The sequence below is a fragment of the Candidatus Methylomirabilota bacterium genome, from assembly GCA_035709005.1.
Lineage (GTDB): Bacteria > Methylomirabilota > Methylomirabilia > Rokubacteriales > CSP1-6 > 40CM-4-69-5.
Genome location: DASTFB010000008.1, coordinates 1 through 14,079 on the forward strand (window position 1 = coordinate 1; position 14,079 = coordinate 14,079).

Below are 14,079 nucleotides of genomic sequence, written 5' to 3' on the forward strand. Positions count from 1 at the left end.
TCAGGGCTTCTTCCACACCGCCTCGATCTCGGCCCGGAACCGCTGCTTGAGCGTCTCCGATCGCTTGGCCGCCACCGCCTCGTCATAGACGTTGGCGACCTCGCCGTCGAAGTACGACCGCACACCGCCGGTGAATTCCACGGCCTTCTCCGCCGTGGACCCGGGCGGTCCCTGGACGCGGAAGCGGGGCGTGATGGGGAACAGACCGCGCTCCATGAAGACCTTCTGGCCGCGCTCGGTGAGCAGGAACTCGACGAAAGCGCGGGCCGCCTGGGGATGACGGGCGCCGGCCAGGATCGCCATGGGTTCGGGCGTGACGAAGGCGTTCTTGGGAGCCACGAACTTGATGTCGAAGCCGGCCAGTCGTTCCTCGAACGCCATGTACGAAGGCACGGCGAAGCCCGCCGCGTACTCGCCTTTGGCCACCACGCTCGGCACGTCACGACTGCGCGCGGTGAAGTGCCCGGTGTTGGCGGCCAGGCGCTTGAGCCAGGCCCAGCCTTTCTCCTCACCCAGCATGGAGAGCATCACCTCGTAGGTCGCATTCGACGACGAGGAGCGGGTGGGGGCGCACTGGGCCACTTCACCGCGGAGCTTGGGATGCAGGAGATCCTCCCAGTCCTTGGGCTCGGGGACACCCAGCCGCTGCAGCCGCCGAGGATGGTAGACCAGCCCGTACGGCTCGAGGGCGGTGCCCACCCAGTAGCCGTCCTTGTCCTTGAGGGGGACGGGCTTGGGCTTGCCGATCGAGGCCGGGATGGAGTCCCAGGCCTCGCGCCCGATCCCGACCTTCTGGAGCAGCTTCTGCTCGACCAGCTTCTCGAAGAGCGCCGATTCGCCGCCCCAGAAGATGTCGGCCTCCGGCCGGCCCTTCCACTCGACGATGCGTCCGTAGGCGATCGGCGTGCCGGCCGGAATCGCGTTGACCTTCACGTTGACGTTCCAGGTCTGCCGGGCGTAGTCGGCGAAGGCCTTGAGGGCGGCGTCGTGGATGAACTTCGACACCGGGGTGATGAGCACGAGCTCGTCCTCGATGGGAGCAGACACCGCCGCCGAGACGGCCCCGAGCACCAGCAACACCGCGAGCACGAGCATCCCGAATCGTCGCATCGCTTGTCTCCTCCTAGTCTTGGGCACGCGCCCAGGCCCGCGCCCGCTCCACGGCTCGCCGCCAGCCTTCGTAGCGCTCGGCCCGCGCGGCCGCATCCATCGCGGGGGCGAACGTGCGCGCGATCGTCGTCCGCCCGGCCAGCGCGTCGAGCGAGCTCCAGAGGCCGGCGCCCAGGCCGGCCAGGTAGGCGGCGCCGAGTCCCGTGGTCTCGACGACCGCCGGCCGCAGCACGGGAATGCCCAGAATGTCCGCCTGAAATTGACAGAGGAAATCGTTGGCCGCCGCCCCGCCGTCCACCCGCAGCTGGCGAGCCGGGAACCCGGCGTCGGCCGCCATCACCTCCAGCACGTCGCGGCTCTGGTAGGCGATCGCCTCCAGCGCCGCCCGCACCAGGTGGGCGGCCGTCGTGCCACGCGTCAAGCCCACCACGGTGCCCCGCGCGTACATGTCCCAGTAGGGCGCGCCCAGGCCGACGAAGGCCGGGACGAAGTACACGCCACCGGTGTCAGCCACCGATCCGGCCAGCGCCTCGCTCTCGGCTGCCGTGCGGATCACCCCGAGCCCGTCGCGGAGCCACTGCACGGCGGCCCCGGCGATGAAGATGCTGCCCTCGAGAGCATACGTCGTCGTCGACCCGATGCGCCACGCGATCGTCGTGACCAGCCCGTGCCCGGATGCCACCGGCGCGTCACCGGTGTTGAGCAGCACGAAGCCCCCCGTGCCGTAGGTGTTCTTGGCCATGCCCGGCTGGTAGCAGGCCTGGCCGAAGAGCGCGGCCTGCTGGTCGCCGGCGATGCCGGTGATGGGCACCCCTCGGGGAAGCCACCCGAGCTCGACGCTCTCGCCGAAGCTCCCCACCGACGACTGCACCCGGGGCAGGACCGACGCCGGCACGCCGAGCACGCCGAGCATCTCCGGACTCCAGTCGACCTTGCCCAGATCGAACAGGAGCGTTCGAGACGCATTGCTCACGTCGGTGGCGTGGACCCCGCCTCCGGTGAGCTTCCAGAGCAGCCAGCTGTCCACGGTGCCGAAGGCCAGGTCGCCGCGCTCGGCCCGCGGCCGCGCTCCCGGCACGTGGTCCAGCAGCCAGCGCAGCTTGGTGCCGGAGAAATAGGCATCCAGGACGAGGCCGGTGGTCCGGCGGACGCGTGCCTCGTGACCGTCTCGGCGGAGACGATCGCACATCTCGGCCGTGCGCCGGCACTGCCACACGATCGCCCGGTGCACCGGCGTGCCGCTCGCCCGCTCCCACAGCAGCGTCGTCTCCCGCTGGTTGGTGATCCCGACCGCCCCCACCTCACGGCCGGCGACGCCGGCGGTCTTGAGAGCGGCCTGGGCCGCCAGCTGGGTCGTCTCCCAGATCTCGGCGGGATCGTGCTCGACCCACCCGGGTTGGGGAAAGTGCTGAGGGAGCTCCGCGTAGCCGCGGGCCCGCACCCGACCCTCGGGATCGACGATCAGCGCCGTCGAGCCGGATGTGCCCTGGTCGAGGGCCAGCACGTAGGGCCGCGTCATCCGAGCCTCGGCGCCGGCGGCAGGCCGCCTGCTGTCATCGGCCGACCACGCGCAGAGCCAGGTCGGGTCGATCGCTGATGACGATGTCCACCCCCAGTCCGATGGCCCGGCGGAGATCGGCCTCCGCATTCACCGTCCACGCGGCCAGCAGCAAGCGAGCCCGCCGAGCCGCCGTCGCCATCGCGACATCGATGAGCCGGTGGTCGACGCCGACGGCGGCCGCGCCCAGGTCGACGGCCCGGGCGACCGTCGCCCCCGGAGCGACCCGCTCACACCCGACCCCGCCCCGCTCGACGAGGAGCACCGTGCGCACCGTCGCGTCCAGGTCGCGCACGCGGCGCAGGGTCGCCGGCTCGAAGGCCATGATCAGGGTTCGCCGGGCGAGCCCGTGCTCGCCGAGGAGGGCCAGCACGCGCTCCTCGATACCCGGATACCGCCGGCCGCGCTCGTCGACTTTGATTTCCAGCAAGAGGCCGGCCCGGCTCGGGGCCACGATCTCGAGGAGATCGCCAAGGGCGGGGATGGGCTCCTCGGTCAGGCTTCCGTCCGGGGCCCGGAGCCGCCACTGCAGGAGATCCGCGCGGCGGGTCCGGCCGACTGCTCCCGTACCGCTGGTCGTGCGGTCCAGGGTGGCGTCGTGCAGCACCACGACTTCGCCGTCAGCGGTCAGGTGCACGTCGGTCTCGACGTCGTCGACCCCCAGGGCGAGCGCGTTGCGATAGGCGGCCAGGCTGTTCTCCAACCACAGGAGGGCGCCGCCCCGGTGAGCCGCCACCCGGGGGCCGGCCCCGCCCGCGGGCAGGAGCGCGGACCCCAGCGTCAGACCGAACAGGGCGAGCCCGCTCATCATCGTCCCGGTATTCGCCTGGCGAGGTCGGGCCGATCGGTCGTCAGCACGCGCGGTGCTGGCCTAGTCGCGGAAGCGCCGGGCGCGTGCGACGTGGGCGTGATAGGCGTCGAGCTCGGCCTGCAGGCGCCGCGGCGTCCATCCCGCCAGCTGGGCCATGCGCCGCGCGATCGCCTCGGCGCAGTCGAGACCCTGACAGCGGCTGGTACCGATCCCGGTCCGGCGGAGCAGCACGTCTTGCAGCGAAGCGGCCAGCTCGTCGTGCACCGCGGTGTGGAGCTGGGCCACGATCTCGGGATTCTGCGGACAGAGCAGCTCCGCCCCGCCCGGCACCTTACCGGCCAGCTCCATGACCCGCCGGTAGCCGCGACCGTAGGTCGCCACCAGCACTTCCAGTGTCTCGCGACCCAGACCGGAGGCGGCCATCTCCGGCGTGACGTCGAGCCAGGTCCGGGTCTCCACACGGCCCACCTCGCCATCCACGCCATCGAGCATGAGGCGGTCCGTCCGACCGGCGACCGAACGCTCCAGCGTTCTGAGGACTCGATCGCCGAGCTCCGCGGCCAGGCTCCGGTAGCAGGTGAGCTTGGTTCCGGTGATCGACAGCAGCGTGCCGGCCGCCTCCGGCACGATCCGGTGGACCCGAGACACGTCGGAGGCGCGTCCGCCCTCCTCCCAGGACAGCGGCCGGACTCCGGCATACGTGTAGGCCACTTGCTCGGGACTGACGCGATGGTCGGGCACGGTCTTGCGCACCTCGCCGAGCAGGTACTCGACTTCCTGCCGCGTCGCGGCCAGCCTGTCGAGGTCGCCGTCGAAGTCGGTGTCGGTGGTGCCGACCAGCGAGAAGTCGCGCCACGGAATCACGAAGATCATGCGGTCGTCACTCGTGCTCTGATAGATCGCCCGCTCGCTGAGCCGCGGCAGCAAGCAGTGGATTCCCTTCGTCCGCCTCACGATCCGGGCCCCGCGCTCGGTGATGCCGGCCCGCTGGCGGATCAGGTCCACCCACGGCCCCGTCGCGTTGACGATCACCTTACCCCGCAAGGTGACCATCCGGTCGGTGAGGAGGTCACGCGCCTTGACGGCCACCAGGCCTCCGTGGCGGTCGCGCAGGAACTCTTCGGCCTCGGCGTAGTTGAAGGCCCGGGCCCCGTGACGGCAGGCCGACAGGATGTTCTCCAGGCAGAGCCGCTCGGGAAACAGCAGGAGATCGTCGAAGTAGTAGCCGGCGCCTTTGAGATCGCGGGCGCGCAGCGCCGGCTCCAGACTGAGGGCGTCGACCGGGGCCAGCACGCGGGAGCGCTCGCGCCCGCGCCGCGGCGCCAGCCAGTCGTACAGCCGCAGCCCGATCCGCACCTTGATGACGCTGCGCGAGGACTCTCGGTACACCGGCACCAGGAAGGGCAGCGGACGCACCAGGTGGGGAGCCAGCCGCCTGAGCGTTTCGCGCTCGCGGAGCGACTCCCGCACCAGCCCGAAGTCGAACAGCTCGAGGTAGCGGAGACCGCCGTGGATCAGCTTCGAGGATCGCGAGGTCGTGCCGGAGGCGAAATCCCCCTTGTCCAGCAGGGCCACCGACACGCCGCGCAGGGCGAGGTCACGGGCGGCGCCGGCCCCGGCCACGCCGCCGCCGAGAATGATGACATCGTAGTCGCCATCGGTCAGCTCGATTGCCCGCGCCATGGCTCGAGAAGGTCCCGAATGGATCGTATCACGGCGTCCGGCGCCACCTCGGCGATGCGGGGATCGTCGCCGCCCGTGACACCGCTCAGCACCAGCACGGTCGCGAGCCCCCGGTGCTTGCCCATCACGATGTCCGTCTCGATGCGATCGCCCACGATCACGCAATCGGTCGCCGGCACGTCCAGGGCGGCCAGCGCGACGTCCAGGATGATGGGGGAGGGCTTGCCGACGACGATGTCGACGACTCGCGTGGTGACGGCCTCCACCGCGGCGATCATGCCAGCGCAGTCCGGGATCTCGCCGTCCTCGGTGGGACAGGTGCGGTCGGGATTGGTGGCGATCAACCGGGCACCGCTGCGGCGAACGGCCTGCAGGGCCGTGTTCAGCTTGGCGTAGTCGAAGGTGCGGTCGAAGGCGATCACCACCCAGCGCACGTGATGGTCCCGGCGCACCTCGAAGCCGTGCGCCGCCAGCTCGGCGATGAGCGGCGGCTCCCCGATGACGAAGACCGGCGCCCCCGGATCGAGGGCGTGGAGGTGGCGAGCCAACACCAGCGTGGCCGTGATCACGTCCTCGGCCCGGGTGGGGATGCCCAGCGCGGTCAGCTTGCCGGCGTAATCCGCGCGCGTCTGGAGCGGCTTGTTGGAGAGGAAGGCGACGCGGCGGCCGGCCTCGCGCAGGCTCAGGATCGCGTCAGCGGCGCCGGGGATGAGGGCGTCGCCCCGGTACACGGTACCGTCCAGGTCGAAGAGCCAGCCGCGGTGGGGGAGCTGCCGGAACAGCGCGGTCACGGCGAGCGCCCACCGGCCATCCCGACGCCGTTAGCGCAGCAGCGGAGCGACCGCGGCCGCCGCGAGGTCGGCGAAGGGCGCCGGGACGACGCCGAGCAGCACGATGCCGACCAGCGCGATGGTCAATCCGAGCACGCCGGCGAACGACGGCGTCGGCGCGGCGGTGGCGCCTTCGGGCTCGCGCATGTACATCTGAACGATCACCCGCAGGTAATAGTAGGCGGCCAGCGCGGAGTTCAGCACCGCAATGACGGCGAGCCAGACGAATCCTGCCCGGACGGCGGCCCCGAAGAGATAGACCTTCCCCACGAAGCCGGCCAGCGGGGGGATGCCGATCAGCGAGAGGAGGAACAGGCTCAGGGCCAGGGCCAGCACGGGGTGTCGCCGGCCGAGCCCGGCATAGTCTCGCACGTTGACCGCCTCCTCGCCGGCCCGCTCGCACAGGGCGATCACGCCGAACGTGCCGGCCGTGGTGAAGGTGTAGGCGAGCAGGTAGAAGAGCACGGCGCCGGCGCCCGACGGCCCGCCGGCCACGACCCCCACCAGCATGTAGCCCACGTGGGCCACCGAGGAGTAGGCCAGCATGCGCTTGAGGTTGGACTGGGCGATGGCCACGACGTTGCCGACCGTCATGGTGAGCGCGGCCAGCGCCCAGAACACCGGGGTGGCGTCGGCCTGGACCGTGCGCAGCCCGGCTACCACCAGCCGGATGAGGGCCGCGAACACCGCGGCCTTGGAGCCGGTGGCGATGAAGGCGGTGACGCTGGTCGGCGCCCCCTGGTAGACATCGGGCGCCCACATGTGGAACGGCACCGAGGAGATCTTGAAGCCGAAGCCGACCAGCAGCAGGCCCAGGCCGATCAGGACGAGCGGCGTGCGCGGCGTGGCGGCGACGCGATCGAAGTTCGTGGAGCCCGCCGCCCCGTACAGGAGCGCGATGCCGTAGAGCAGGAACGCCGAGGCGAAGACGCCCAGCAGAAAGTACTTCATCGACGCCTCGCCGGCGTCCCGCCGCCGCTTGAAGACGCCGGCCAGCACGTAGAGGGACAGCGACATGAGCTCCACGGCCAGGAACACCACGATGAGGTCGTTGGCCGAGGCGAGGAGCAGCATGCCCGAGGTCGCAAAGAGCACCAACGCGTAGTACTCGGCCGAGTCCGCGCCGGCGCGGCGCAGGTAGTCCAGCGACATCAGCACGGCCAGCGCCGCCGCATACGTCACCACCAGGTGGAAGAACAGGGCGTAGTTGTCGAGGACGATCATGCCCCGGAAGCCCGGGCCCCGGCCGCCCCACACCGCCAGCGTCGCCAGCTGCGCGCCGATCAAGCCCGCCAGCGCCAGCAACCCCAGGTGCGCTTTGCGGTCTCGGGGGGGCAGGAGATCCGCCAGCAGCACCAGCACGGCGGTCCCCAGCACGATGAGCGTGGGCAGGACCGTGCCGAGCGCGATGGGAGGCGCGGCGATCGGGGTCATCGACTCGCGGCGGCGCGGGTCCCGCCGGTCTTGGACTCCACCTGGGCGATGAGCGCCTTCAGCGAGGCCTCGGTGGGCCCGGTGAACGTCAATGGATAGACGCCGATCCAAACGATCAGCACCACCACGGGCGCCAGGAGGGCCCACTCGCGCCGGTCGAGGTCGGGGAGCCGGCGGTTGTCCTCGTGCTGGACTTCGCCGAAGAAGACCCGCTGGTACATCCACAGCAGATAGACGGCGGCGAAGATGATGCCCGTGGTAGCCACCGCCGCGAGCAGCCGGTTGACCTGAAAGGCGCCGACCAGGACGAGGAACTCGCCCACGAACCCGTTGAGGCCGGGCAGCCCCAGGGAGGACAGCGCGGCGACCAGGAACACCGCGGACAGCGCCGGCATCACCTGCCACAGGCCGCCGAAGTCGGCGATGCGGCGCGTGTGGCGGCGCTCGTAGATCATGCCGACCAGCAGGAACAGCGCCCCCGTGGACAGTCCGTGGTTGACCATCTGGATCAGGCCGCCCGTCATGCCCTGCACGTTGAGCGTGAAGATGCCCAGCACGACGAAGCCCAGGTGGCTGACGCTCGAGTACGCGACGAGCTTCTTGAGGTCGGGCTGGACGGTGGACACCCAGGCGCCGTAGACGATGCCAACGACGGCCAGCGCGAACATCAGCGGACCGAAGGTCAGGCTGGCGTCCGGGAAGAAGGGCAGGCAGAAGCGCAAGAAGCCGTACGTCCCCATCTTGAGCAGGACCGCGGCCAGGATGACGGATCCGGCCGTGGGGGCCTCCACATGGGCGTCGGGCAGCCAGGTGTGGAACGGGAACAGAGGGACCTTGATCGCGAAGGCCAGGGCGAAGGCCGCGAACATGAGGTTCTGGGTCGGCCCGGGCGGGACGACCCACCGGGCCAGGGTGGGAACGTCGAAGGTGTACGTGCCGGTGGCGGCGCCGTGCTGGAAGTAGAGGACCAGGATCGCCACCAGCATCAGGAGCGACCCGGCCATCGTGTACAGCACGAACTTGACGGCCGCGTAGATGCGCTCGGCGCCGCCCCAGACGCCGATGATCACGTACATGGGGATGAGCATGGCTTCCCAGAACACGTAGAAGAGGAACAGGTCGAGGCTCACGAAGACGCCCACCATCCCCGTCTCCAGCACCAGCATGGTGACCACGAACTCCTTGACCCGGTCGTCGATGGCGCGCCAGGCGGAGCCCAGGGCCAGCGGGGTGATGAACGTCGTCAAGAGCACGAGGAGGAGGCTGATGCCATCGAGGCCCAGGTGGTAGCCGACGCCCAGCGTGGGAATCCACGGCAGGTGCTCCACGAACTGGTGGTCGGCGGACGCCCCGTCGAAGGCGAGGTACAGCGGCACCGACAGCACGAAGGTGGCCAGGGCTACGGTCAGGGCCCCGCCGCGCAGCAGGGTTTGCCGTCGACGCGGGACGAAGGCCAGGACGAGCCCGCCCGCGGCCGGAAGGAACGTCACCGCCGTCAGGAGCCCCGGCGTCATCGCATCAGGAGGAAGCCGACCAGGGCCACCGCGCCGACGAGCATCGTCACGGCGTAGTTCACCACGTACCCCGTCTGCAGGCGCCGGCCCGCCGCCGCTCCGGCCACCACGGCCCGGCCCACGCCGTTCACGATGCCGTCGATGATGCCGAGGTCCACCCGGTGCGCCAGGAACACCGAGAGCGCCTGCAGGGGACGGACGATGGCCCGGTCGTAGAGCTGATCGACGTAATAGGCGTTGAGCAGCAGCGCGTGCACCGCCGAGCGCGGGCGTCCGATGCTGTCCGCCCGCACGGGCGTCGCCAGGTAACGGAACCAGGCGACGACGATCCCGGAGGCTACCGCCGCGACGCTCAGGATGCCCAGCCCGAGCGTCAGCATGCCGCTACTCGCGGCCTCGTGCGCCGGGAAGACGGAAGCCAGGAACCGCTCGAAGCGGGTGCCGTGCGCCGAGGGCACGCCGACGGCCCAGCCCGCCACGAAGGTGAGGATGGCCAGCACCCCGAGGGGCAGCGTCATCACGCCTGGCGACTCGTGGACGTAGTGCACCACCTCCCGGGCCATCCGCGGGGGCCCGAAGAAGGCGAGGAAGATCAATCGAAAGGTGTAGAAGGCGGTCAGGAACGCGCCCAGGAGCAGCAGCACCCAGACCGCCGGGTCGTGCAGGAATGCGGCGTGCAGGATCTCGTCCTTGGAGAAGAACCCCGCCAGCGGGGGGACCCCGGCCAGGGCCGCCGCCCCCACCGTCATGGTGATGGTGGTCGTGACCATCTTGGGGGCCAGACCGCCCATCCGGCGCAGGTCCTGCTCGCCGCCGAGGCCGTGGATCACGCTGCCGGCGCCGAGAAAGAGCAGGGCCTTGAAGAACGCGTGCGTCACCAGATGGAAGATGCCGGCCGCGTAGGCGCCCAGTCCGACCGCCGCGAACATGTAGCCGAGCTGGCTGATCGTGGAGTAGGCCAGCACCCGCTTGATGTCCGTCTGCGCGAGCGCAACGGTCGCCGCGAAGAGCGCCGTCGCCACCCCGACCCACAAGACCACCTCCAGGGCAACCCCGGAGCGCTGGAAGATGGTGTGACTGCGGGCGACCATGTACACGCCGGCGGTCACCATGGTGGCCGCGTGGATCAGCGCCGACACGGGGGTGGGCCCCTCCATGGCGTCGGGCAGCCAGGTGTGCAACGGGAGCTGGGCCGACTTGCCGCAGGCGCCCATGAACAGCAGGAGCGCGATCCCCGTCGCCGTAGCCGGTGGAAGGTCACCGGCCCGGGCGAACACCTCACCGTAGTCCAGGGTCCCGAGCGACACCCACAGCCACATCACGGCGAGGCCGAAGCCGAAATCGCCGACCCGGTTGACGACGAACGCTTTCTTGCCGGCCTGGGCCGCGGCCGGGCGCGTGTACCAGAACCCGATCAACAGATACGAGCACAGGCCGACAGCTTCCCAGAACACGTAGAGGATCAGGAAGTTGCCGGCCAGCACCAGCATCGTCATGGAGAACACGAAGAGGTTCAGATACGCGAAGTACCGGGCGTAGCCCGGATCGTCGTGGATATAGCCGACCGAATACACGTGGATGAGGAAGCCGACGCCGGTCACGACGAGCAGCATGACCGCGGTGAGCGGGTCGACCAGCGCATTCACCGAGGTCTCGAACTCGCCGGCGGCGATCCAGGGAAAGAGCGCGGTGGTCGTTGCCGGAGCCCGCCACACGCGGGCGAACACGACACAGGCAGCGATGAAGGAGGCGGCGAGCGCGGGAACCGCGATCCAGTGGGCGCGCCGGCCGATGAAGCGTCCCCCGAGGATGTTGAGCAGCGCGCCGAGCAGCGGACATGCGGGAACTAACCAGACCGCCGTGGACACCGCGTCACTCTAGCCACCGGGGGTGGCGGTGTCAAGCAACGGAGCCGGAGACGCGGCGTGCTATGATGCATCGTGCCCCGGCGGTCTCGCGTAAAGCTCGGGTTGCTCCTGCTCGTGGTCCTGGTCCTGGCCGTCATGGGGGGCGTTTCCTACCTGATCTGGCGGCAATTCGTGCCCGGCGTCCGCGTCACCGGTGCGCCCCCCCGCGCGGTCGGCACGCGCACGTCGGTGAAGCTCCTGCTGGAGGCGGCGCGCGGCAACGTCGCCGGCGCCGAGCTCCGCCTCGTGCAGGGCGATGCCGTCACCGTCGTGAATCGCTACGAGGGCCAGCCGGCGCCACGGCTGGAGCTGGCGGCGACGCTGGCGCCGGGGGCCGACATCAAAGAGGGGGCGGGCCGGCTGGAGGTCTGGGCGGGCGACGACTTCTGGCGGCCGCTGCCGCGCACTCCACGCGCGGCCGCGAGCTATCCGGTGGTCGTCGATTTCACGCCGCCCAAGCTCGAGATCATCGCCAACACCCGTTACGTGGCGCCGGGTGGCGCCGGGCTGGTCGTGCTACGCGCCGGCGACGCGACCCGGGCCGACATCCGGGTGGGCACGTTCAGCTTCCCCACGTTCGCGTACGGGCCTCCCGGCACCCGGGTCGGACTCTTCGCCTTGCCTCACAACTTCGCCGGGGGCAGCCCGCTGACCGTCAACGCCCTGGACGAGGCCGGCAACACCGCGGCCCGCGGGATCGCGACGGAAGTGCTGCCCCGGCGGTTCCGCCGTGACACGATCGACGTCAGCGAGGCCTTGCTGCAGGTCAAGGTGCCGGAGCTGTTGCCTCAGCACCCGGCCGGGCAGCCGCTCGTGGATGGTTTCCTGGTGATCAATCGCGATCAGCGTCGGCAGGCCGAGGAGGAAAAGCGGCGCCTGGCCAGGGGCACCGCCGACCGACCCCTGTGGAACGGGGCCTTCGTGCAGCCGAAGAACACGAAGGTCTTCTCGAACTTCGCCGAGACGCGGACCTACCGGTACCAGGGGCGGACCATCGACACCCAGATCCACTTCGGCTACGACCTGGCCTCCACCAAGCAGGCGGCCGTCCCCGCTGCCAACACCGGCGTGGTCCTCTTCGCCGGCCCGCTCACCATCTACGGCAACGCGGTCATCATCGACCACGGGCTGGGCCTCATGACCCTTTACGGCCATCTGTCGTCGATCGCGGTGAAAGTCGGCGACCAGGTGGCCAGGGGACAGCAGATCGGCCGCACAGGCACCACCGGTCTCGCCACCGGCGACCACCTGCACTACGAGGTCCTCGTCCACGGCATCTCGGTGACGCCGCTCGAGTGGTGGGACGCCAAGTGGATCCGCGATCGGATCGGGGCGCCGCTGGCCAGCGCGGGCGTCACCGCCGCCGCGGCAGGTTCTCGCTAGGCCCCTAGCGCGTCAGGCCCTGGGAAACACCCGATTGCCGAGCAGCGCCCGCGGCGGCACGTAGTCGCCAGCGACGCCCAGCAAGAGATCGACCAGCGCGGGTCGCCTGGCCAGGAGATGCGCGACGAGGTCGGCGAGCCCGCGACGCCGGACGACGAATTGCAGCGCCCGGGTAAAGCGCTCCTTGCCTCCGAACGCCGCGCGGCGGGCCCGCTCGTAGCCGGCGAGCGCGGCCCACGACCAGTCGCCCAGGCGGAAGGCTCGCGTCGCGGTTTCGGCGACAAGCTCGGCCGCCCGCAAGGCGCTGAACACCCCTTCCCCGGTGAACGGGTCATAGAAGCCGGCGGCATCGCCCACCAGGAGCACACCACCGTGTTGCGGCGGGGTGACCGTATAGGCCAGCGGCCCCATCGCCTGCACCGGCGCGCTCCAGGACGCGCCCGTCAGGCGCCGGGCCAGATGGCGGAGTTGCCTGATCCGCGCCGCGAAGAACGTGTCGAGCCGGTTGCTCCAGGGCGCGACGTGCTGCAGCGGCACGACCAGGCTCAGGTTGACCCGGTCCGGCCCCAGAGGGTTCAGGATGGCGTAGTCCGGCGGATCGACGAAGATCTCGCCGACGTCGCGGCAGTCGGCCAGTCCCCGGACATAGGCCACGAGCGCCATGCGTTGCAGCCGGTGGGGCCGGCGGCAGCCCAGCTGATGCGCGACCACCGAGCCGCGGCCATCGGCGCCGACGACGAGAGGGGCCCGCAGGGGCTGAGCGCGTCCGGCCGTGTCCACGGCGGTGACGCCAACCACTTGCCCGCCCTCCCAGAGCAGGTCGCTGACCCGCGCTTGTTCGCGGACGTCGACCGGAAGCGCGCGCAGGCGATCCACCAGCACCGCATCCAGGATCGTGCGACTGAGGCCCAGAGCGTGATCACGATAGGGTCTGAAGGGGCCGACGGCATGGTAGCGACCGGTCACAACGGTGCCGTCGGGCGCGGTGATGCGCATGCCCACGAGCGGCGCCGCGCCGGCCAGGTCCACCGTCTTGAGCACCCCCAGCCGGTCGAGGATGCGCGCGGCCTCGGGGCTGAGGTACTCCCCGCAGAGCTTGGGCCGGGGAAACCGAGCCCGATCGAGCACCACGACTTCCAGTCCGCGCTCGGCGAGCAGGATGGCGGTGGCGGCGCCGGCCGGCCCCGCGCCCACGACGATGACGTCGAAGCTCGGGCTCATGACGCCACCGCCACGACGCGCCCCAGCCAGGGGTAACGTCGCACGTCGAGATCTCTCACGCCGGCCCGGGAGGCGATCGACCGGAGCTCCTGCGGGGAATAGGCACGGCGGACCGAAAGCGGTCCGTCGTGGCGGGCGAACGGGTGGCGCGTGAACAGCCGCGTGACGAGCCACACCAGGGCCAGGGTGACGCGACTCCGCAGCAGATCGTTGATGACGACGCCCCGGCGGGCGGCCGCGCGCATCTCGGCGAGGCTTCGGGCGGCCGCGTCGGGCTCGAGGTGATGGAGCAGCAGCGACGAGGTCACGACGTCGGCGGCGCCCGGCCGAAACGGCAGCGCGCTGGCGTCCGCCCGCACTGCCGCCAGCCCCGGCCGCGGGCGAACCAGGCCGTCGCGGTCCACGACGATCGCGGCCAGCGCTCGGCCGCGGCGTCGGGCGTGGGCGATCAGGCGCGTGGCCAGATCGCCCCGGCCGCCGCCCACGTCGATGATCCGCAGCGGCGCGCCGCGCGGGGCCGTGGCGATCAATCGGTCGATTGCCCGCTCGCTCAGGCGATAGCCACCGAACCAGCTGTTCAGACGATGGATGTCGGCGAGCGAGGCCTCGCGATCGGCTCGGAGCACCG

At 70.8% G+C, this 14,079-nt stretch carries 11 protein-coding genes; 1 reads left to right on the top strand and 10 read right to left on the bottom strand.

The genetic code is table 11. The annotated features are described in order from the left end of the window. Genes VFR64_01020 through nuoL form a run of 8 tightly spaced genes read right to left on the bottom strand, consistent with a single transcriptional unit; the run spans nt 1 to nt 10,808 of the window. Complete coding sequence (locus VFR64_01020) at nt 1–1,110, bottom strand: extracellular solute-binding protein (GenBank protein ID HET9488323.1); 1,110 nt, start codon at nt 1,108–1,110, stop codon at nt 1–3. Nucleotides 1,111–1,123: 13 nt separating this feature from the next. Next, entirely contained in the window at nt 1,124–2,629 is a 1,506-nt protein-coding gene (gene glpK, locus VFR64_01025) for a glycerol kinase GlpK (protein HET9488324.1), read from the bottom strand. A gap of 34 nt (nt 2,630–2,663) precedes the next feature. Next, nucleotides 2,664–3,479: a glycerophosphodiester phosphodiesterase family protein gene (locus tag VFR64_01030; protein ID HET9488325.1), complete on the bottom strand. Its 816-nt coding sequence runs from the start codon at nt 3,477–3,479 to the stop codon at nt 2,664–2,666. 60 nt (nt 3,480–3,539) lie between these two features. Beyond that, the gene (locus VFR64_01035; protein HET9488326.1) at nt 3,540–5,162 is read right to left on the bottom strand and encodes a glycerol-3-phosphate dehydrogenase/oxidase; all 1,623 of its coding nucleotides are present in this window, start codon (nt 5,160–5,162) and stop codon (nt 3,540–3,542) included. After that, nucleotides 5,141–5,953: an HAD-IIA family hydrolase gene (locus VFR64_01040; protein ID HET9488327.1), complete on the bottom strand. Its 813-nt coding sequence runs from the start codon at nt 5,951–5,953 to the stop codon at nt 5,141–5,143. The genes VFR64_01035 and VFR64_01040 overlap by 22 nt, the downstream gene beginning before the upstream one ends. A gap of 30 nt (nt 5,954–5,983) precedes the next feature. Then, nucleotides 5,984–7,426 carry an NADH-quinone oxidoreductase subunit N gene (locus VFR64_01045; protein HET9488328.1) on the bottom strand — a complete coding sequence of 481 codons (1,443 nt, stop codon included), beginning with the start codon at nt 7,424–7,426 and terminating at the stop codon, nt 5,984–5,986. Next, nucleotides 7,423–8,940 carry an NADH-quinone oxidoreductase subunit M gene (locus VFR64_01050; protein ID HET9488329.1) on the bottom strand — a complete coding sequence of 506 codons (1,518 nt, stop codon included), beginning with the start codon at nt 8,938–8,940 and terminating at the stop codon, nt 7,423–7,425. The genes VFR64_01045 and VFR64_01050 overlap by 4 nt, the downstream gene beginning before the upstream one ends. After that, a complete protein-coding gene (gene nuoL, locus VFR64_01055; protein HET9488330.1) occupies nt 8,937–10,808 on the bottom strand; it encodes an NADH-quinone oxidoreductase subunit L in 1,872 nt (623 codons plus the stop codon). The genes VFR64_01050 and nuoL overlap by 4 nt, the downstream gene beginning before the upstream one ends. Before the next feature lie 72 nt (nt 10,809–10,880). On the opposite strand from nuoL, the gene VFR64_01060 reads away from it, so the two are divergent. Continuing rightward, entirely contained in the window at nt 10,881–12,230 is a 1,350-nt protein-coding gene (locus tag VFR64_01060) for a M23 family metallopeptidase (protein ID HET9488331.1), read from the top strand. Nucleotides 12,231–12,242: 12 nt separating this feature from the next. Here VFR64_01060 and VFR64_01065 read toward each other — a convergent pair whose 3' ends face one another. Further along, a complete protein-coding gene (locus VFR64_01065; protein HET9488332.1) occupies nt 12,243–13,451 on the bottom strand; it encodes an NAD(P)/FAD-dependent oxidoreductase in 1,209 nt (402 codons plus the stop codon). Beyond that, complete coding sequence (locus VFR64_01070) at nt 13,448–14,077, bottom strand: methyltransferase domain-containing protein (GenBank protein ID HET9488333.1); 630 nt, start codon at nt 14,075–14,077, stop codon at nt 13,448–13,450. Before VFR64_01070 ends, VFR64_01065 begins: the two co-directional genes overlap by 4 nt. Between the last annotated feature and the right edge of the window lie 2 nt (nt 14,078–14,079).

Bases quoted from the DNA above. Each gene is read 5' to 3' on its own strand.
- VFR64_01020 (HET9488323.1), bottom strand. From the start codon at position 1,110: ATGCGACGATTCGGGATGCTCGTGCTCGCGGTGTTGCTGGTGCTCGGG.
- glpK (HET9488324.1), bottom strand. From the start codon at position 2,629: ATGACGCGGCCCTACGTGCTGGCCCTCGACCAGGGCACATCCGGCTCG.
- VFR64_01030 (HET9488325.1), bottom strand. From the start codon at position 3,479: ATGATGAGCGGGCTCGCCCTGTTCGGTCTGACGCTGGGGTCCGCGCTC.
- VFR64_01035 (HET9488326.1), bottom strand. From the start codon at position 5,162: ATGGCGCGGGCAATCGAGCTGACCGATGGCGACTACGATGTCATCATT.
- VFR64_01045 (HET9488328.1), bottom strand. From the start codon at position 7,426: ATGACCCCGATCGCCGCGCCTCCCATCGCGCTCGGCACGGTCCTGCCC.
- VFR64_01050 (HET9488329.1), bottom strand. From the start codon at position 8,940: ATGACGCCGGGGCTCCTGACGGCGGTGACGTTCCTTCCGGCCGCGGGC.
- VFR64_01065 (HET9488332.1), bottom strand. From the start codon at position 13,451: ATGAGCCCGAGCTTCGACGTCATCGTCGTGGGCGCGGGGCCGGCCGGC.